The following is an 18,633-nucleotide window of genomic DNA, read 5'->3' on the forward strand; positions in this document are numbered from 1 at the left end:
GCCCTCACCCCCCGACGCGCCGCCTCCGACGGCCGCGGCGCGGCGCAATGTCGAGGTACTGCGCGGCTGGGCCGCGGCCGGCCGCGAGGGCGCGGGCACCGACGGGCATCCGGTGCGCACCGTCCGCCTGCGGTTCTTCCTGCGCCCCGTGGAACTGCTGGAGCGGGACGGCCGGGTGGCCGGGGTGCGGTTCGCCCGGACCGTGCCGGACGGCAGCGGGGGTGTGCGGGACACCGGTGCGTACGAGGACATCGGCGCCGGACTCGTACTGCGGGCGGTGGGCTACCGGGGGATCCCGTTGCCCGGGCTGCCCTTCGACCCGGTGCGCGGGACGGTGCCGCATCTGGCGGGGCGGGTGCTGCGGGACGGAGTGCCGTCGCCCGGGGAGTACGTGGCCGGGTGGATCAAGCGGGGGCCGACCGGGGTGATCGGCTCGAACCGGTCGTGCGCGAAGGAGACGGTGACTTCGCTGCTCGACGACGCCCCGCTGCTCATCGGGCGCCGATCGGCGTCGTCCGACCCGGTGGCCGCGCTGCGGGCGTGCGGGCTGCGTCCGGTGGAGTGGGACGGCTGGCTGTCCATCGAGCGGGCGGAGGCGGCGCTCGGCCGGTCGCTGGGCCGGGAGCGGGTGAAGATCCCGGACTGGGCGGGGCTGCTGAGCGCCGCACGGAGCGGCGGGCCGGTCGGGGCGTGAGGCTACCGGTCCTCGCCGACGCGTCGGACCTGCCGGTTCGTCGCGTCGAGGACACTGTCGAGGAACCCGGGGAACAGCGCCTCAAGGTCGTCCCGCCGCAGCCCGTTCATCTTGGCCGTGCCCCGGTAGATCTGCTGGACGATCCCGCTCTCGCGCAGCACCCGGAAGTGGTGCGTGGAAGTGGATTTGGAGACCGGCAGTTCGAAGCAGGAGCAGCTGAGTTCGGCTTCGGCGGCGGCCAGCTCACGGACGATGCGCAGCCGCATCGGGTCGGAGAGGGCGTGGAGCACTCCTTCGATGCGGATCTCGTCCCGCGCGGGGTGGTCCAGGACACGACCACCCGCCTCGGCGGTGCTTGCGGCAGGGGCGCTGGCGGGTGTCACGTCGGCTCCACTTCCTGGTCTTGCTCGGAGCCTCCATAATACGAGACTCGTCGAATTTCCATCTCCGCGCGTCGGAGTTCGGTCTCCTCGCGTTGTCTCCGCGCGTCGGAGTCCTGCTCTCCGCAGGTCGAACTCTGCGGGTCGGAGCCCGATACGTGCCGGACGGGACCGGTCCGCCGCCGTCCGGCCGCAGCGGGTCACTCCCTGAGCAGCTCCGGATTGTCGGCGAGTGCCGTGAGGTGTCCGGCCGGATCGGCGATCAGCCTGCGGGTGGTCAGGTCGAGCATCCCCGCCACGCCCGTCACCTCCGCCGCTACGGTGCCGTCCTCCTTGAGGATCTGCTGCGCGACCGTGAACGTCTTCCCCTCGCCGTACATGAACCGGCAGGTCACCCGCACCCGGTCGCCGCCCCGGAGCTCCCGCAGGAACTTCACCGTCGTTTCCAGCGCGACCGGCCCGACGCCGCTGGCCAGCAGTTTGTCCTGCGGGAGACCGGCGGCGCGCAGGAGTTCCCAGCGGGCGTGCTCGGCGTACTGGAGATAGACGGCCTGGTTCAGGTGTCCCTGGGTGTCGAGCTCATAGCCTCGGACGGTCACGTCAACAAAGAAGGTCATGAACGTCCCAACTCCGGGGCGCATTCCGTCATTCCCCCGCATCCGCACCAACGCCCACATCCGTACCGCCGCCCGCGCCGCACCCCCTTGCGCATCTGTCATGCGCAGGTGGCTTCCTCACCACAAGGGATTGCAGCGAAATTCCGGCAGAACTTGCTTCCCGGAGCGGTCGGAATGGACTGCTCGCCCGAACCCCGAGGCGCGTCAGGATTCTCCGGCGGGACCTCGCAGGCGGTCATCGAGCGCCTGCGCTGTCGGCTGCCGCGGCCTGTCGGCCGTGGGCCTCCCCGTGGAGACACGAATGAGACGCACCGCACGCTCCCTGCTGAGACGCCCGACGGCGGCAGCCCTGGCGGCCGCCAGGCCTCTGGGACTCCTCACCGCCGTACCGGAGACTGCCTCTCCGCCCACCTCCCCCACCGGAACCAACACAGCTTCGGTCTGCGGGCCCAGCTGCCCGCCGGCGACCACCGGGCGCGCCTACTACGGCGGTCATCTCGCCGGCTCGGTCGAGGCGTCCGACTTCGGCAAGGTCTCCCCGGCCACCGGCGAGGTCGCCCGTACGCTCGCCGGACCACTGGTGAAGCATCTGCAACGGCTCAACGAGATCCGGCGGGCCGTGCCGCCGCTCCGAGTGGGCCAGTACTCCACCGAGGGCATCATCGGACGGCAGGCTCTCGGTCGGCGCGCCCGGCAAGGGCAATCTGCGCGTCTACGTCCTCGACCTGGCCGGGAAGAACGCGGCACCCGGCAGGATCGGCGCGCCGGGTCCGTGCCTCAACCAGGCTGACCCGTACCCCGGTCGGGGCCGGTGGACTCGCGGACGACGAGCCGGTAGCCGGGGCGGGGCCGCCGGGGTTCGGGCACCGGACTGCCCGAGAGCCGTTCGACGAGGCTGTCGACGGCGAGCCGTGCGATGGCCTCCTTGTCCGGGGCGACCGTGGTCAGCGTGGTCGCCCCGTACAGGCTCTCCTCGATGTCGTCGAAGCCGACCACGGCGACGTCCTCGGGGATGCGGAGCCCGCGCGAGGCGAGGGTGCGCATGGCGCCGATGGCGATCAGGTCGTTGTAGGCGAACACCGCGTCGGGCCGCTCTCCCCGGTCCAGGAGAGCGGCCATGGCACTCGCGCCGTCCTCGCGTCCGTAGCCGTCGGTGACCACGATCAGCGACTCGTCGGGCTCGATGCCGGACGCGGCGAGTTCCTCGCGCCAGCCGCGCAGCCGCAGATGGGCGGGCTGGCGTTCGCGTCCGGTGCGGGAGCCGAGGAAGGCGATCCGGCGGTGACCGCGGTCGACGAGGTGGCGTACGGCGTCGCGGGAGGCGGCCACGTTGTCGATGGCGATGTGGTCGTAGGGAGCCTCGTACTCCCGCTCGCCGAGCAGGACCAGGGGCGCGGTCTCGGTACGCGCCATCAGGTCCTCGGTCTCCAGATGGATCGGGCTGAGGATGAGTCCGTCGATCACATGGGACCGGAAGCCCTGGCTGACCAGGAGTTCCTTCTCTCGGAGGCCGCCGGTGTGGTCGACCAGGACGGTGTAGTCGTGCCGGGCGGCCGCGTCGACGACCGCGCCCGCGAGCTCCGCGAAGTACGGGTTGCCGAACTCGGGCACGGCGAGCGCGATGATGCCGGTGCGGCCCTTGCGCAGATGGCGTGCGGTGAGGTTCGGCCGGTAGCCGAGTTCATCGATGGCCTGCTGCACCTTGGCGCGCATCCGCGGTGTGACGTGCTGATAGTTGTTCACCACGTTCGACACGGTCTTGATGGACACGCCCGCCCGTTGCGCAACGTCCTTGAGGCTGACGCCCACGGCACTCCCTGACTCTGCTCGATGCGCACTCGGGCGCGGTGGTTCGGCTCGGCTCAGCCGGCTCTGCGGCCGCGCGCCAGACAGCGCTGGGCCACGACGACAACGATAAGGAACCCGCCGCTGACCACCGACTGGTACGAGGAGTTCAGCGAGCCGATCTGGTTGATGAGGTTTTGGATGACGGCCAGCAGCAGGACGCCCCAGAGGGTGCCGCTGACCGATCCGGCACCGCCGACGAGGAGAGTGCCGCCGATGACGACGGCGGAGATCGCGTCGAGTTCCATGCCGACGCCGACGATGGTGACGCCGGAGGAGAGTCTGGCCGCGTTCAGCGCACCGGCGAGTCCGGCGAGCAGCCCGCTGAGCGTGTAGACCAGAAGTTTCGTACGGGCGACGGGCAGGCCCATCAGGGTGGCCGCGTCGCCGCTGCCGCCGACGGCGAAGAGGGTCTGTCCGAACGAGGTGCGCTGCAGCAGCAGTCCGCCGGCGCCGAACAGCACGAGCGCGATCAGGACCGGATGGCCGAAGCCCCGGACGCTGCCCTGTCCGAGTTCGGCGAAGGCGGAGCCCTTGGGGACGAGGTAGGTGGTGGCGCCCTCGTCGGTGACGGCGAGCAGCAGGCCGCGCGCCGCGAGCAGGGTCGCGAGGGTGACGATGAAGGGGGCCATCGCGGCACGGGCGATCAGGAAGCCGTTGAGCAGACCGATCGCACCGCAGGCCAACAGCGGAACGAGCAGTGCGGGCAGGACGCCCCATTGCGAGGCCCAGGCGGCGAGCACACCGCCGAGAGCGAAGACGGAGCCGACGGACAGGTCGATCCCGCCGCTGATGACGACCAGGGTCATGCCGAGGGCGACCACGGCGAGGAACGACGCCTGTACCGTCACGCCACGGGCGTTGTCGAGGGTGGCGAACGTCGGGTAGACGAACGACGCGGTGATCACGACGGCCAGCAGGACGGCCAGGACGCCCTGGCTCCGGAGGAGTTCGAGGAGCCGCCGTGCGGGCGCGGGGCGGTGCCCGGCTCCCCGGTGCGGTGCGCCGCCTCCGTGGGGTGCGGGGCGCTTGCCGGGCGGGGGGACCTGGGCCACGGCCACGGGTGTGGTTTCGTTCATCGGGACCTACGCTCCCGGGCGACGTAGACGGCGGCGACGATGATGGCGGCCTGGGCGATCTGTGCGGTGGAGTCGGGCAGGTCGTGCTTGACGAGCGTGGCGCGCAGCAACTGCATCAGCAGGGCGCCCGCGACGGTGCCGAGCACCCGCACGGAACCGCCGTCGAGGGGGGTGCCGCCGACCACGACCGCCGTGATGGCGGAGAGTTCCATGAGGGTGCCGAGCGAGGAGGGGTCACTGGCGGTGAGCCTGGCGGTGGCGAGGATGCCGGCCAGGGCGGCCAGTACGCCGCAGAGCACGTACACGCCGATCAGCACGCGCCGTACCGGAAGTCCGGCGAGGGCGGCGGCGGAGCGGTTGCCGCCGACGGCGACGATCCGGCGGCCGAAGGTGGTGCGCCGGACGAGAAGGTCGACGGCCGCGGCGAGGACCGCGGCGATCAGTACGACCGTCGGGACGCCGAGGTGGGAGCCGGTGCCGAGGGCGAGCAGGTCCGGGTTGACGATCTGCTTGAGCTGTCCGTCGGCCATGACGAGGGCGAGGCCGCGGCCGCCCACGAAGAGGGCGAGGGTCGCGACGATCGGCTGGAGCCCGACGATCGAGACCAGGGTGCCGTTGACCGCCCCCACGACCGCGCCGGCCAGCAGCGCGACGAGAAGTGCGGGCAGCAGCCCGTATCCGAGGTAGAGCGGGAGAAGTGCGGTGGCGAGCGCCATCGTCGAGCCCACGGACAGGTCGATGCCCTCGGTCCCGATGACCAGGGCCATGCCCAGGGCGACGATGACGACGGGGGCCACCTGGACGAGCTGGGTGCGCAGATTGTCGGCGGTCATGAAGTGCTCGGTGAACAGGGCGTTGAAGACGAGCACCGCTGCCACGGCGGCGTACACCCCGTACTCCTGGTACCAGGCGGGGTCACGCAGCCGGGCCAGGGGGCCTGCGGGTGCGGGGAGGGTGACCCGGTCGGTCATCGGGGGTCCTCCTGAGTGGCCGGGGTCTTTCCGGTGGGGGCCGGTGAGTGGTCGGCGAGCACTTCGAGCAGCTGGCTCTCGGTCACCGCGTCGCCCTCCAGTTCGCCCGCCACCGAGCCGCCGCGCAGGACGACGATGCGGTCGGCGCCCTCGATGAGTTCCTCGATGTCGGAGGAGATGAGCAGGACGGCGAGGCCCTCGCGGGCGAGGTCGTCGATGAGGCTCTGGACCTCGGCCTTGGCGCCGACGTCGATGCCCCGGGTCGGCTCGTCCAGCAGCAGCACCCTGGGCTCCAGGCAGAGCCAGCGGGCGAGGAGGACCTTCTGCTGGTTGCCTCCGGAGAGTTCGCCGACCGGTTGTTCGGGGCTCGACGCCTTGATCCTCAGCCGTCGCATGAAGATGTCGACGACGCGGTCCTGCTTGCGGCGGGAGACCACGCCGAAGCGGGAGAGCCGGTCCATGGCGGCCAGCACGATGTTCTCGCGCACGGAGAGGCCGGGCACGATGCCTTCGGCCTTGCGGTCCTCGGGCAGCAGACTGATCCCGGCACGGATGGCACCGGCCGAGCTCAGTCTGCGCAACGTCCGTCCGCCGACGGTGAGTTCGCCGGAGTCCAGGCTCAGCGCACCGGCCAGGGCCTTCGCCGTCTCGCTGCGGCCGGAGCCCAGGAGACCGCCGAGGCCGAGGACCTCGCCGCCGTACAACGACAGGGATATGTCGTGGAGCTGGTGACGCCGGTTGAGACCGGTCGCGGTGAGTGCCGGGGTGCGTTGCGGCGCGCGTGCCGCGTCGTCTTCTTCGCTGTGTCCCTTGTCCTGTCCTTCGCTGTGTCCCTCGTCGTGTTCTTTGTCGCGTCCTTCGCCGTCGAAGCGGGTGAGACCGGTGCGGTGGACCTCGGACAGGTCGCGGCCCAGCATCATCGAGACGAGCCGCATGCGGTCGAGGCCGGCGAGGTCGCCGGTGTGGATGTGGCGGCCGTCGCGGAGCACGGTGACGCGGTCGCAGATCCGGTAGAGCTCGTCCATGCGGTGGCTCACGTAGAGGACGGCGATGCCCTGGCCGCGCAGGTTTCCGATGACCCGGAAAAGGGTCTCGACCTCGCGGGGCTCCAGCGAGGAGGTGGGTTCGTCCATGATGACGACCTGGGCGTCGACCGAGACGGCGCGGGCCAGGGCGACCATCTGCTGGGTGCCGATGCCCAGTGTGTGCAGGGGCTTTCGGGGGTCGACGCGGATGCCGAAGCCGTCGAGCAGTCCGGTGGCCTCGCGGTGCATCCGGGCGAAGTCGATGAGGCCGATGCGGTTCTTGGGCTCACGGCCGAGGAAGATGTTGCGCGCCACGCTCATCAGCGGGACGAGGTTCACCTCCTGGTAGATCGTGGAGATTCCGGCCTGCTGGGCCTCGAACGGCCGGGCGAACCGGACGGGTTGTCCACCCAGCCGCAGCTCACCCCCGTCCGGCCGGTGCACTCCGGTGAGGACCTTGATCAAGGTGGACTTCCCGGCGCCGTTCTCCCCCACCAGCGCGTGGGTCTCCCCGGCGCGCAGGGAGAACGAGACGTCGTCGAGCGCGACGACGCCCGGGAACCGCTTGCTCACCGAGCGGGCTTCGAGGACGGCTGCCGGCGTCGGTCGCCACTCCGTCTCCGTCTCCGTCTCCTGCTCCTGCTCCTGCTCCTGCTCCTGCTCCTGCTCCTGCTCCTGCTGCGGGACTGCTTCCGGTGGCGCCATGAGTGGTCTCGGCCTTCCGCTGTTCCGGGGGTGCGGCGGGAGTGCGGTCAGTACGCCCCGCCGAGCGAGGCCTTGGCGTTGGACTCGTCGTACGCCCGGTCGGAGATGATGACGTTCTCCGGGATCTCCTCGCCGCCGTAGAACTTCTGCGCGGTCGCGAAGGCGAGCGGCCCGAAGCGCGGGTTCGACTCGATGACGGCGTTGTACTCTCCGTCGACCAGGGCCTGCACGGCGTTCCGGGTGCCGTCCACGGAGACGATCTTGACGTCCTTGCCGGGCTTCTTGCCCGCGGCCTTCAGAGCGGTGACGGCACCGAGCCCCATCTCGTCGTTCTCCGCGTAGACGGCGGTGATGCCGGGTTTGGACTGGATGAGCTGCTCCATGACCTGCTGGCCCTTGTCGCGGGCGAATTCGCCGGTCTGCCGGGCGACGATCTGCAGGCCGGGCGCCTGGGCCTTGAGCCGGTCGACAAAGCCCTTGGTCCGGTCGGTGGTGACGTTGTTGCCGGACGCACCGAGGAGGATGGCGACCTTGCCCTTGCCGCCGGTCGCCTTGATCATCGCGTCCGCAGCGCGCTTGCCCTGCTCCACGAAGTCGGAGCCGAGGAAGGCCACATAGTCCTTGCAGGCAGTGGAGTTGGCCTTGCGGTCGATGGTGAGCACCGGGACCTTTTTCGCCGCGGCCGCCTTGAACGCGGGCTCCAGGCCGTCGGAATTCAGCGGGGCGACGATCAGGAACTGGGCACCCTGGGACAGCATGTCCTGGATGTCGCTGATCTGCTTGGAGAGCTGGGACTGCGCATTGGTGGTGAGCAGCTTCTTCACACCGATCCTCCTGGCCTCGTCCTTGATGGACCGGGTCTCGGCGATGCGGAACGGGTTGGCTTCCTTCTCCGACTGCGAGAAGCCGACGACCGCGTTCTTCAGATCCAGCTTCGGCGCACCGTGCGTCTGGAGCGAGCAGCCCGAACCCGAGCTGCTCTCGGGGGACTTGGCGGTCTGTGCGGCCTGACTGCTGTCGTCACCCGCGGTGTCCGGGGTCTCCGACTTGGCGCAGCCGACGGCGGCCAGCATGGTGGTTGCGGCGAGGAGACAGGCCGCGGCGAGGCTACGGGATCGTCGCTGGATCATCATGCGCAGGACGCTCCTTGGCGGGAGGACGACACGCTCGTCGGCGGGCCGTGGGGGCATGGCTTGACGATGCATCAGCCGCCGGGCGGCTCGGTTTACAACGTTATATAGGCGGTGTGACGCGAGCGGCAAGACGTCGTCGAGTTGTTTCTGCGCGGGGCCGCGCCCGCATCACGAGAAGCCCAACTCCCTTGCGGGACAAGGCAGACGGACGCCGGCCGGCTGAACCTGTACTGGTTCTCGCTCGCAGTCCTCGGCTCGGCGGCGGCCCCGATCCCGCTGCGCGGGCGGCGGGCCGGCGTGGACCTCATGTGCGTGGTGACGGCGACCGATCCGGCGGCCAACCGGTACGCGGCGTGCGGTATCCGGCACGTCGGCCTGTCCGCGCGTCCGGGCCCGTGGCGCCTCGCCCCCTGCTCTCTCCAGCCTCGCGACGGGCCCTTCGCCCACGCCCGGCCCAGCGCCCGCCACGAGAGGGGGCGTGGCTACGGCGGACAGCCCCGGCCCGGGGCCCCTGACGCTTCGCGCCGTACGGGGCCGACCGGGCCGGGGCGGTGCGGGTCCTCAGACCGCGCGGTGGTACTGCTCGGGCGTGCGGAGTTCGCCACCCAGCTCGCGGGCCGCCACCTGGGCCCACGACGGGCTGCGCAGCAGTTCGCGCCCGAGGAGGACGGCGTCGGCCCGCCCCTCGGTGATGATCTTCTCGGCCTGCTGCGGCTCGGTGATCAGGCCCACCGCCGCGACCGGCAGCGCGGTCTCGGCCCTGACCCGCTCGGCAAAGGGCACCTGGTATCCCGGCCCGGCCTCGACGCGGGCGCGCGGGGCGTTTCCGCCGCTGGAGACGTCCAGCAGGTCGACCCCATGGGCCTGGAGCAGCGCGGCCAGCCGCACGGTCTCGTCGGCGGTCCAGCCCTCACGGTCGTCCTCGGCGTTCTCCGTGAGCCAGTCCGTCGCGGAGATCCGGAAGAAGACCGGCAGCTCCTGCGGCCAGACCTCGCGTACCGCGTCGACGACCTCCAGGGCGAGGCGGGTGCGGTTCTCGAAGCTGCCCCCGTACTCGTCGGTGCGGTGATTGCTGTGCGGGGAGAGGAACTGTCCGATGAGGTATCCGTGGGCGCCGTGGATCTCGGCGACCTGGAATCCGGCGTCGACGGCGCGGCGCGCGGCCTCGCGGAACTGGTCGACGACTTCCCGGATCCCGTCCACGGTCAGCTCGTGCGGCACGGGGTGACCGTCGTCGAACGGCAGCGGGCTGGGGGCGACGGGCGTCCAGCCGTGCGCCTCCGGCCCGACCGGGGCGCCGCCCAGCCAGGGGGCCGCCGTGGAGGCCTTGCGCCCGGCATGGGCGAGCTGGATGCCGGCGACGGACCCCTGCCCCTTGATGAACGCCGTGATCCGTCGGAGGGCGGCGACCTGGGCGTCGTTCCAGATGCCGAGGTCGCCGGGGCTGATCCGGCCCTCGGGGCTGACGGCCGTCGCCTCGGTGAGGATGAGCCCGGTGCCCCCGATGGCGCGCGCCGCGAGATGGGCGAAGTGCCAGTCGGTCGCCACACCCTGCTCCGGCCCGTCCGGTGCGGCGCAGTACTGGCACATGGGCGCCATCCAGACCCGGTTGGGGATGACGAGCGACCGCAGGGTGTAGGGCTCGAAGAGGGCACTCACATCGGACTCCGTTTCGACGGGCACGGGAAGGATCGCTAGTACGATACATCTCGTAGTACGGCATCCGTCAAATTACGACGCCTCTCGTACAACCCGGATCGTGATGTCGGCGTCCGCGTCATAGCCCTGGGTCCAGCTGCGCCCGGCACCCGACTTCCAGGTGACATGGACGGTGGCACCGTCGACCCTCACGTCGTCCACCGTCATGGCCCGGTCACCGTCCCGTACGTCGCCCCGGCGCAATTCGCCCGCCTTGACGGTGACGGGCTCCGCCGTCCGCGCGCCGTCGGCCTCCTCCGCCGCGAGGGCGAGCGCCGCCGCCAGCTCCCGGGCGCGGGCGGGCGTGCAGATCAGCGACAGCTCGCCCGAGGGCGTCCCGGCCCTGATCCCGACCCGCACCCCGACGGGGTTCACCTCCAGGGTTGCCGCACGCCCCTCGGCGTCCTCGATCCCGCTCGTCATCACTCCACGCTCCCTTTCACCGGGCCGGCCGTTTCCTCCGCCCGGCCGATTCTCCCCTTCGACCGGCGGGTGCGGTCCCGCCGCCCGCCCGGCAGGGCCCGAGGCCCTCCGGGCAGGCGGCGTCACTCGGGTCGGGCACGCCTCCGCCGTGTCAGGCGCCCTGCGACCCGGCCACGACGATGCGGAACGCCACAGCGGCCGGACAGGCGGCGCCACAAGGGAGCGCCGATGGGGGGCGAACCGGCATCGCGCCACTTCCCCGGTGAAGCATCCGACGACCTCGGCACGGCGCGCTGGCGCGCTCCGGACCGGGACTCCGTCCGGCGGCCCGGAACCCGCCGATGCCGCCGCTCGCCCCGTCACGCCATACGCCGCTCCGGCGCCAGCGCCGCACATATCTGCCGGTGCGTCACCTTGTGCCGCACACAGGTGGACAGGCGTATCAGCTCGGCCCCGGCCAGGTCGTGCGGGAGCCGGGCCAGGGCGCGAACGGCCGTACTGGTCAGCGCACTTCGCAGAGGCGGGCGTTCGACCAGAGCGCCGAGGGCGCGGATCGAGTCGGGGTGCGGCGGGAGAAGGGAGAGCAGCCAGACGAGGCCCGCGAGAGCGGGCAGGTTGTACGCGTCGAAGCCACCGTCGTCACGGCCTCCGCCCTCGGCGGCGAGCTCGGCCCAGGGCGTCACCGTGTCCCGGACCTGCCCGGGTCCGAGCGGCTCGGCGAGGGCGAGCGCGCGGCGGTCCCAGGTGCGGTTGGGCCGTCCCGTAGGCGCACGCAGGGTGTGCGCCACCAGGGCGTGCCAGGGCTTGCCGAGCGCGGGCAGTTCGGCGAGGACGCGATCGGCCCAGCCGTCGCCGGGATTGAGCACCGGACCCCGGATCCGGTCGAGCACGGGCTCGACGCACTCCTGCGGCCAGGAGCCCTCCAGGGCGGAGCGGCGCAGCAGGGCGACCACCTCCCCGTCCAGCCGTCGGCCCGCGTCCAGCAGTGCGTGGCCGCAGGTCCACAGGTCGTCCTCCGTCCCGCAGGCCCACAGCCGGCTCGCCTTGTCCCGCAGCAGGCTCTCCCAGGCATCGCACCACGCACTCTCCGCGAAGCCGTGCGAGACGGCGGCGAGCAGCACCAGCCCACGTTTCCGGCTCCCGGCGCCCGCCCGGGTGGTGATCGCGTACTGCGCGAACGACCGGGCCAGGTCCATCCGGTCGGTCAGCGGCAGGCCGCGCAGCACGGCAGTCACCCCGAAGCCGTCGTCCCAGCCGCTCTTCGGGAAGAGCAGGGCGTGCGACAGCACCGCCAGGTCGCCCTTGCCGACGAGCTCCCGGACGTACTCCACCCGCTCGCTGGACTCCCAGGGCGATGTCACCGGTTCCATGACTCCGACGGTACGGGCCGCCACCGACAGCGCGAGCGCCCCGGCCCTTCGCCCGTGACTATTGCGTTGCGGTCGCCCGGGGGCCTGCGTACCGTCACCGCCCATGGCCACCCCTGCCCTGCACACCGCACGTTTGCATCTGGCGCCCTACACGCCGGGCGACGAGGAGGACTTCGTCGCGCTCTTCCAGGACCCCCTGGTCTCCCACTGGATGGGCGACGGGACGCAGAGCGAGGCCGAGGACCGCGCCCTGTTCGGACGGATCTTCAGCAAGGTGTACGCACAGGACCTGTTCGATGTCTGGGCGGTCCGTCACGAGGGCCGGTTCGTCGGCCACGCGGAGATCAAGCCGTCCACCGAGCCGGGCGGCCACGAGATCGTCTATGCCCTGGCCACCACCGCGTGGGGGCAGGGATTCGGCACCGAGATCGCGCAGGCGCTGACCGGGTACGGATTCGGCACGCTCGGGCTCACCGAGGTGCACGCCACGGTGGCCGCCGGCAACGCCGCGTCACTGGCGCTGCTGGACCGGATCGGTTTCCGGCACGTCCGGGACAGGGTGGAGGACGACGGCAGCACGACCCGGGTCCTGACCCGCTCCGCCGCGTCCGGCGTCGGCGGGGCCGGTCAGCCCCGGTAGACGTCCAGGCGGCCGCACATGCCGAACTTTCCGTGTGCGGAGGGCTGTTCGGCGTGCACGCAGGCGTCGGCCAGGTAGGCGCCGTCGCCGCGCGCCACCGCTTCGAGCTGGGCGCCGGTCACCTCGGAGGCTGCGGCGGCCCCCCGCTCCCAGCGCCCGCGCCAGTCCTCGGCCTTCGGGCGTACGAGCGCGGCGGCGGCCCGGTGGAACGCGGCGAGCGGCTCTGGATCACCCGCCTCGGCGGCCCGGCGCAGGGCGAGGAAGCCCTCTATGGCGAGATCGCGGCGGGCACGGGCGGCCCGCTCCTGATCCGCTTCCGAGCCGTCCGCGGGAAGAGCGACCGATGCCCGGTAGACCTCGGGGTCCGCCAGACGGTCCGGCGGCAGGGTGAGCACTGCGTCGCCCGCCTCCGGCAGCCCGCTGTTCTCCATGAGGACGACGATGCGCAGCCCGTCCTCGTTGACGAGCCGGTGGACGGTGCCCGGCGTGAACCACACCAGCGCGCCCGGCGCCAGTGGCGTCTGCCGGAAGCCCGAGGCGGTGAGGGTCTGCACCGAGCCCGTGCCGCCGACCACCACGTACCCCTCGGAGCAGGTGAGGTGGAGATGGGGCGTCCCGCCGCGCAGGCCGTCCGCGGTGGGCCAGTCGTACACCCGCAGATGGGACACCGCCACGGCACCGGGCAGCCCTTCGAAGGTCGGCACAGCTGCTCCTCGGTCTCTCCGCGATGAGGCGGCATCGGGGGTTCGCGCGGAATTCCGGTGCGGCTCGGCAAGCGCTTTCCACGTCTGCTGAACCGTACCCGTGCCGACGGCGGATGCAACAGTGCCCGGGCGTCAGGGACTGCTCTGCGAGCCACTGTCAGTGGTCGGGTGCAGACTGTCCGATGTCCGACACAATGGCGTTTCGGGAGGTTTGGCCATGACCGACGTACTGCTCACCGTGGGCACCCGCAAGGGACTCTTCATCGGCCGCAGGCGCGGCGGCACGTGGGAGTTCGACGGCCCGCATTTCAATGCCCAGGCGGTGTATTCGGTCGCCATCGACACCCGCGGGCAGGTCCCGCGGCTCCTGGCCGGCGGCGACAGCGCGCACTGGGGCCCCGCGGTCTTCCACTCGGACGATCTGGGCAGCACCTGGGTGGAGCCACGACAACCGGCGGTGAAGTTCCCGCCGTTCACCGGAGCGTCGCTGGAGCGGGTCTGGCAGCTGCATCCGGCGGGCCCCGAGGCGCCCGGCGTCGTGTACGCGGGGACCGAGCCCGCCGCGCTGTTCCGTTCCGAGGACCGGGGGGGGAGTCGTTCGAGCTGGTCCGCCCGCTGTGGGAGCATCCGACGCGTTCGAAATGGGTGCCCGGCGGAGGCGGGGAGGGGCTGCACACCGTCCTGACGGACCCGAGGGACGCCCGTGCCGTGACCGTCGCGGTCTCCGCCGCCGGGGTGTTCCGCACCAAGGACGGCGGTGCGAGCTGGGCCCCGTCGAACAAGGGCGTGTCCGCGGTCTTCCTCCCCGACCCGGATCCGGAGTTCGGGCAGTGCGTCCACAAGGTGGCGAGGGACGCGGTCGATCCCGACCGGCTCTATCTCCAGAACCACTGGGGAGTGTTCCGGAGCGACGACTCCGGGGACAGCTGGACCGACATCGGCCGGGGACTGCCGTCGGACTTCGGTTTCGCCGCCGCCGCGCACCCGCACCGCGCGGACACGGTGTACATCTTCCCGATCAACGCCGATGCCGACCGGGTGCCCGCCGAGCACCGCTGCCGGGTGTTCCGGACCGGCGACGCGGGCCGCACCTGGGAGCCGCTGTCGACGGGCCTGCCCGAGGAGACGCACTACGGCTCGGTGCTGCGCGACGCGCTCTGTACGGACGATGCCGACCCGGCCGGGGTCTATTTCGGCAATCGCAACGGCGAGCTGTACGCGAGCGCGGACGACGGGGACAGCTGGCAGCAGCTCGCCTCGCATCTGCCGGACGTCCTGTGCGTGCGGGCGTCGGTGATCGACGGCTGATCACGGGCAGTGCGCACGCCCCGGCCGTCGGCCATCCACGCCCCGGTCGTCGGCACGCCGGTCGGCAGCGCGTCGACCGTCGGCACGTCGGCCGCCGGCGCCTGACCGCCCGGTGCCCCGGCCGGCCCTGTGCCGCCGGCTGATCGTTTCCTGCCGGTCATCGGTCAACTCGATCCCCCGAAGCAGCAGTTCCGCGCCAAGTGACGCGGCCCGAGGCAACCCCCGGGCCTCGCTCTCCGTCCTCCGGGAGCGGGGGCCCCAGGGATCTCTGGGGAGTTCGAGAAGGCCGATGACCAGGAGGACCACCTTGATCCGTGTCTCGCGCACGGTTACCGCCGCACTGGCGGTACTCACCCTGACCGTGGGATGGCCGGAACTGGCGCGTGCGTCGCCGCAACCGGCACACCCGCAGCGATCCGCCGAATCCATATCCTCCATATCGCCGGGCGCGCCCGACGGCCGGCTCCCCGCGGGCTGGCGGATCACCGGAACGGGAGCCGGGCAGGAGCTCGTCTGGACCTCGTCCGACCCGGTGCCCATGGGCGATGCCCGAGTCGAGTTCTACACCGGGGACCGGCTGCTGGGCCGGCCGGTCGCCGCGCAGGACCGGCGTACGTTCCGGATGAAGCTCGACGGCGTACGCCTCGGACCCGTGACACGCCTGAAGGCGCTGGCGGGCGGTCGGCGTCTCGACGAATCCGGTGCCCGACGGGCTCCGGACGCCCGGCGTGCCGCCGAGGCCGCGAAGCCGGCGGCTCCCCTGCCCGCGAACCCGGTCGATCCCGGCGTACCGGGCAAGTACCGGACCGTCAGCGGCGAGTACACCCTGAAGTCGGTGCGGTTGCCCGGGTTCAGCGCCCCGGTGGAGATGCGCGCCGCGGTCGTGTCTCCGGCCGGCGCACCGGGACGGCGGCCGCTCGCGCTGTTCCTGCACGGCCGTCACTACACGTGTTTCAACGCCAAGGGCGATCAGGGCATGTCCTGGCCCTGCGAGGCGGGCACCCGGCCGGTGCCGAGCCATCGGGGCTATCTGCGTGACCAGAAGCTCCTGGCCTCCCAGGGGTACGTCACGGTGTCCATCTCGGCCAACGGGATCAACGGACAGGACGATGCCGCCGACGACGGGGGCGCCCAGGCGCGCTCGTCCCTGGTGCGGCTGCACCTCGCCCGCTGGGCGGACTGGGCCACCCACCGGTCCGCGGCGCCCGCGGCCGTGCGTGCCGCACCACCCGCCGACATGTCCAGGGTGCTGCTCGTCGGCCACTCCCGGGGCGGCGAGGGCGTCAACCGGGCCGCGCTCGACAGCCTCTCCCGGCCGCCCGCGGACCAGGACGGCTACCGGGGCCCGGTGCGCTGGCACATTCGCGGCACCGTCCTGATCGGCCCGACCGTCTTCGGTCAGAACCCGGTTCCCGACGTGCCGTCCCTGACCGTCCTGCCGGGCTGCGACGGCGATGTGTCCGACCTCCAGGGCCAGATCTACGTCGACGGAACCCGAGGCGTCAGCCGTGGCGCCGCACTGCACAGCGCGGTCTACATGGTCGGCGCCAACCACAACTTCTTCAACAGCGAATGGACGCCGGGGCAGGCGGAGGCGCCCGCCGACGACGACTTCTGGGACGACGGCACCCCGGACCCGGTGTGCTCGCCGGGCAAGAAGGCCCGTCTCACCGCGACTTCGCAGCAGCGGGCCGGGGCCACGTACATCGCCGCCGCGGCCCGGCTGTTCGTCGCGGGTGACGACCGCGTACGCCCGCTGCTGGACGGTTCGGACCGGCGCGCGCCCTCGGCGGGTCCGGCCCGGGTGCTGAGCCACGCGGTCGGCGGGAAGCGCACGCCCGCGTTCCTGCCGGACACCTCGACGGCGGTGACGGGCGGCCGGGTGTGCGCGCAGGTGGACACGAATCCCGGCCGCGCCTGTCTGCCGCCCGAGGGGGACGCCGTCTCCCCGCACTTCGCCATGTGGGAGACCCCGCGGGAGCCCGGCCGTCACGCGGTCGCGATGCGCTGGTCGAAGCCGGGCGGAGCGGTCAGGATCCGCCCCGTACGTCCGGTCTCCGTGGCGGATGCCGACTCGCTGGCGCTCCGGGTGATCGTGCCGCCCAACACCACCGGCACCCGGCTGGACATCGCCCTCACCGACACCTCGGGCCGGCGGGCAACGCTCGGCGGCACCCGGATCGACGGGCTGCCGGGCAGCGCCCGGACCGCCTCCTACTGGGGGCGCGAGATCCGCGTACCGCTCTCCGCCGCAGTGCGGAGCAAGGTGGACCTGAAGCATGTGAAGAGCCTGGAGCTGACCCCGCGAAGCGGTTCGGGGCAGGCCTGGCTGGTCGACGCCTGGGGCTGGCGGCCCGGAACACCCGCGGTCCGGGCGGCCTCGCTGCCGCGTGTGGACATCGGCCATCTGAAGGTCTCGGAAGGCGATTCGGGGGTCCGGACCTACCGCGTTCCGGTGCGGGTCTCCGGGCACGGCAGCGGTCGGGTCCGGCTGTTCGTCTCCGATCCGGACAAGGCCGAGCCCGGCTACCGGACGGTGACGGTGCGTCCGGGCAGCCATGACATCGATGTGCCGGTCGAGGTCCGGGGCAACACCCGCTACGGCTACGACATCACGCACAGTGTGTTCGTCAAGGCGGTCCGCGGCGCGGTCGTCGGCTCCCACCTGGGCGGTCTGACCGTGCAGAACGACGATCCTATGCCCACGGTCGAGGTGAAGCCGGTCGCCGACCGGGTCACCGAGGGGCAGAGCCTGCGCTGGAGGATTTCGCTCTCCGCGGTCGCCGATGTCGACATCGACTCCGCCGGTTTCGAGATCCAGCCGGTCGGCGCGGGGCCGGAGCTGTCGACCCTGGACGTCGACGGAACCTGGCTGAGGGAGACGTTCGACGAGTCGCCCGACCCGGCCCGGCCGCTGTCCAAGGTGTCCGAGCCGTCGTTCCTGCCGGCCTTCGTGCCCGCCGGGAAGCTGAGTAGCGAGGTGGCCGTGCCCACGGTCCGGGACGGGATCGAGGAGCCCGAGGAATCACTGCGGATGCAGCTGATGACCTACGACGATTCCTGGGAGCCGAAGAAGGGACCGGTCTTCACCGGCACGGTGCGCGACGCACCGTGAACCGGCTCATGATCCAGGCCTCTCGTTCGGATCGGGCCGGGCTCGCGTGCCCGGCCCGATCCGAACGGAAGACCCCGGCGGGACGTGGCGCCGGCTCCGTGCCGGGGCCGGTGCCGTTCCGGGGCCGGCGAAACCTGCGCCCGGTCCGCGTCGCGCCTGTCAGGGAAGCTGCCAGTCGACCGGCTGGGCCCCCTGGCGCAGCAGGAGTTCATTGGTGCGGCTGAACGGGCGCGAGCCGAAGAAGCCGCGGTCCGCCGACATGGGCGAGGGATGCGCGGACTCGATCGCCGGGTAGTTGTCGAGGAACGGCCGCAGGTTGCGGGCGTCGCGCCCCCAGAGCACGGACACCAGTGGCTTGCCGCGCGCGGCCAGGGCCCGGATGGCCTGTTCGGTGACTTCTTCCCAGCCCTTGCCGCGGTGCGCGCCCGGTTTGCGGGGCGCCGTGGTGAGGGCCCTGTTCAGCAGCAGTACGCCCTGCCGCGTCCAGGGCGTCAGGTCGCCGTTCGACGGACGCGCAAGCCCCAGGTCCGTGTGGAGCTCCCGGAAGATGTTCTCCAGGCTGCCGGGCACCTGGGGAACCTCGGGGGCCACGGAGAAGCTCAGCCCCATCGCCATTCCGGGTGTCGGGTAGGGGTCCTGACCGACGATCAGGACGCGTACGTCGTCGAAGGGCTGCTGGAACGCGCGCAGGACATTCGCCCCGGCCGGCAGGTAGGTGCGTCCTGCCGCCACCTCCGCACGCAGGAAATCGCCCATCTCGGCGATGCGTCCGGCAACGGGTGCGAGTGCCTCGGCCCAGCCGGGCTCGACTACTTCATTCAACGGTCGTGGTGCCACAGAACGTCACTCTACCGGCGTAAACGGTCCGCCCCCGGCACGAAGCCGCTCCGGGCCGCCGAACTCCCCCTCCCCCGAACTGTTCTCGC

General features: G+C 71.9%; 14 protein-coding genes and 3 pseudogenes. 5 read left to right on the plus strand and 12 right to left on the minus strand.

Translation table 11 applies throughout. The features are described 5' to 3' along the window. A pseudogene (locus AADR41_RS28345) lies at positions 1–694 on the plus strand (NADP oxidoreductase); the annotation flags it as partial. A 2-nt stretch (positions 695–696) separates the two neighbouring features. Here AADR41_RS28345 and AADR41_RS28350 read toward each other — a convergent pair. After that, entirely contained in the window at positions 697–1,077 is a 381-nt protein-coding gene (locus AADR41_RS28350) for an ArsR/SmtB family transcription factor (RefSeq protein WP_342284245.1), read from the minus strand. A gap of 197 nt (positions 1,078–1,274) precedes the next feature. Further along, on the minus strand, positions 1,275–1,691 hold the full coding sequence (locus tag AADR41_RS28355; protein WP_342284246.1) for an acyl-CoA thioesterase: 417 nt from the start codon (positions 1,689–1,691) through the stop codon (positions 1,275–1,277). A 442-nt stretch (positions 1,692–2,133) separates the two neighbouring features. Here AADR41_RS28355 and AADR41_RS28360 point away from each other — a divergent pair. Then, positions 2,134–2,470: pseudogene (locus AADR41_RS28360) on the plus strand (alpha-amylase); the annotation flags it as partial. On the opposite strand, the gene AADR41_RS28365 reads toward AADR41_RS28360, so the two are convergent. The 8 genes from AADR41_RS28365 to AADR41_RS28400 all read right to left on the minus strand — a co-directional run bounded on the left by AADR41_RS28365 (position 2,469) and on the right by AADR41_RS28400 (position 11,940). Then, complete coding sequence (locus tag AADR41_RS28365; protein ID WP_342284247.1) at positions 2,469–3,500, minus strand: LacI family DNA-binding transcriptional regulator; 1,032 nt, start codon at positions 3,498–3,500, stop codon at positions 2,469–2,471. The pseudogene AADR41_RS28360 and the gene AADR41_RS28365 overlap by 2 nt on opposite strands. A 53-nt stretch (positions 3,501–3,553) precedes the next feature. Next, the gene (locus AADR41_RS28370) at positions 3,554–4,615 is read right to left on the minus strand and encodes an ABC transporter permease (protein WP_342284248.1); all 1,062 of its coding nucleotides are present in this window, start codon (positions 4,613–4,615) and stop codon (positions 3,554–3,556) included. Continuing rightward, positions 4,612–5,586: an ABC transporter permease gene (locus tag AADR41_RS28375; protein ID WP_342284249.1), complete on the minus strand. Its 975-nt coding sequence runs from the start codon at positions 5,584–5,586 to the stop codon at positions 4,612–4,614. The genes AADR41_RS28370 and AADR41_RS28375 overlap by 4 nt, the downstream gene beginning before the upstream one ends. Beyond that, a complete protein-coding gene (locus tag AADR41_RS28380) occupies positions 5,583–7,316 on the minus strand; it encodes a sugar ABC transporter ATP-binding protein (RefSeq protein ID WP_342284250.1) in 1,734 nt (577 codons plus the stop codon). Before AADR41_RS28380 ends, AADR41_RS28375 begins: the two co-directional genes overlap by 4 nt. 47 nt (positions 7,317–7,363) lie before the next feature. Beyond that, positions 7,364–8,449 carry an ABC transporter substrate-binding protein gene (locus tag AADR41_RS28385; RefSeq protein WP_342284251.1) on the minus strand — a complete coding sequence of 362 codons (1,086 nt, stop codon included), beginning with the start codon at positions 8,447–8,449 and terminating at the stop codon, positions 7,364–7,366. A gap of 561 nt (positions 8,450–9,010) precedes the next feature. Next, entirely contained in the window at positions 9,011–10,108 is a 1,098-nt protein-coding gene (locus AADR41_RS28390; protein WP_342284252.1) for an NADH:flavin oxidoreductase/NADH oxidase, read from the minus strand. A 72-nt stretch (positions 10,109–10,180) separates the two neighbouring features. After that, positions 10,181–10,570 carry a hypothetical protein gene (locus AADR41_RS28395; RefSeq protein ID WP_342284253.1) on the minus strand — a complete coding sequence of 130 codons (390 nt, stop codon included), beginning with the start codon at positions 10,568–10,570 and terminating at the stop codon, positions 10,181–10,183. A gap of 359 nt (positions 10,571–10,929) precedes the next feature. Next, a complete protein-coding gene (locus tag AADR41_RS28400; RefSeq protein WP_342284254.1) occupies positions 10,930–11,940 on the minus strand; it encodes a hypothetical protein in 1,011 nt (336 codons plus the stop codon). A gap of 103 nt (positions 11,941–12,043) precedes the next feature. On the opposite strand from AADR41_RS28400, the gene AADR41_RS28405 reads away from it, so the two are divergent. Beyond that, positions 12,044–12,580, plus strand: coding sequence for a GNAT family N-acetyltransferase (locus tag AADR41_RS28405; protein WP_342284255.1), 537 nt, complete (start codon positions 12,044–12,046; stop codon positions 12,578–12,580). Here the strand turns inward: AADR41_RS28405 and AADR41_RS28410 are convergent. Continuing rightward, positions 12,568–13,284 (minus strand): cupin domain-containing protein, encoded by a 717-nt coding sequence (locus tag AADR41_RS28410; RefSeq protein WP_342284256.1) that lies wholly within the window; start codon positions 13,282–13,284, stop codon positions 12,568–12,570. The genes AADR41_RS28405 and AADR41_RS28410 overlap by 13 nt on opposite strands. 217 nt (positions 13,285–13,501) lie before the next feature. Here AADR41_RS28410 and AADR41_RS28415 point away from each other — a divergent pair. Together AADR41_RS28415 and AADR41_RS28420 are read left to right on the plus strand one after the other, a co-directional pair. Beyond that, positions 13,502–14,592: pseudogene (locus AADR41_RS28415) on the plus strand (WD40/YVTN/BNR-like repeat-containing protein). Positions 14,593–14,899: 307 nt separating this feature from the next. Continuing rightward, the gene (locus AADR41_RS28420; RefSeq protein ID WP_342284257.1) at positions 14,900–17,707 is read left to right on the plus strand and encodes an alpha/beta hydrolase family protein; all 2,808 of its coding nucleotides are present in this window, start codon (positions 14,900–14,902) and stop codon (positions 17,705–17,707) included. A 159-nt stretch (positions 17,708–17,866) separates the two neighbouring features. Here AADR41_RS28420 and AADR41_RS28425 read toward each other — a convergent pair whose 3' ends face one another. After that, on the minus strand, positions 17,867–18,544 hold the full coding sequence (locus AADR41_RS28425; RefSeq protein WP_342284258.1) for a uracil-DNA glycosylase: 678 nt from the start codon (positions 18,542–18,544) through the stop codon (positions 17,867–17,869). Positions 18,545–18,633 lie beyond the last annotated feature (89 nt).

The sequence above is a fragment of the Streptomyces sp. CLV115 genome (assembly GCF_038448545.1).
GTDB lineage: Bacteria > Actinomycetota > Actinomycetes > Streptomycetales > Streptomycetaceae > Streptomyces > Streptomyces sanglieri.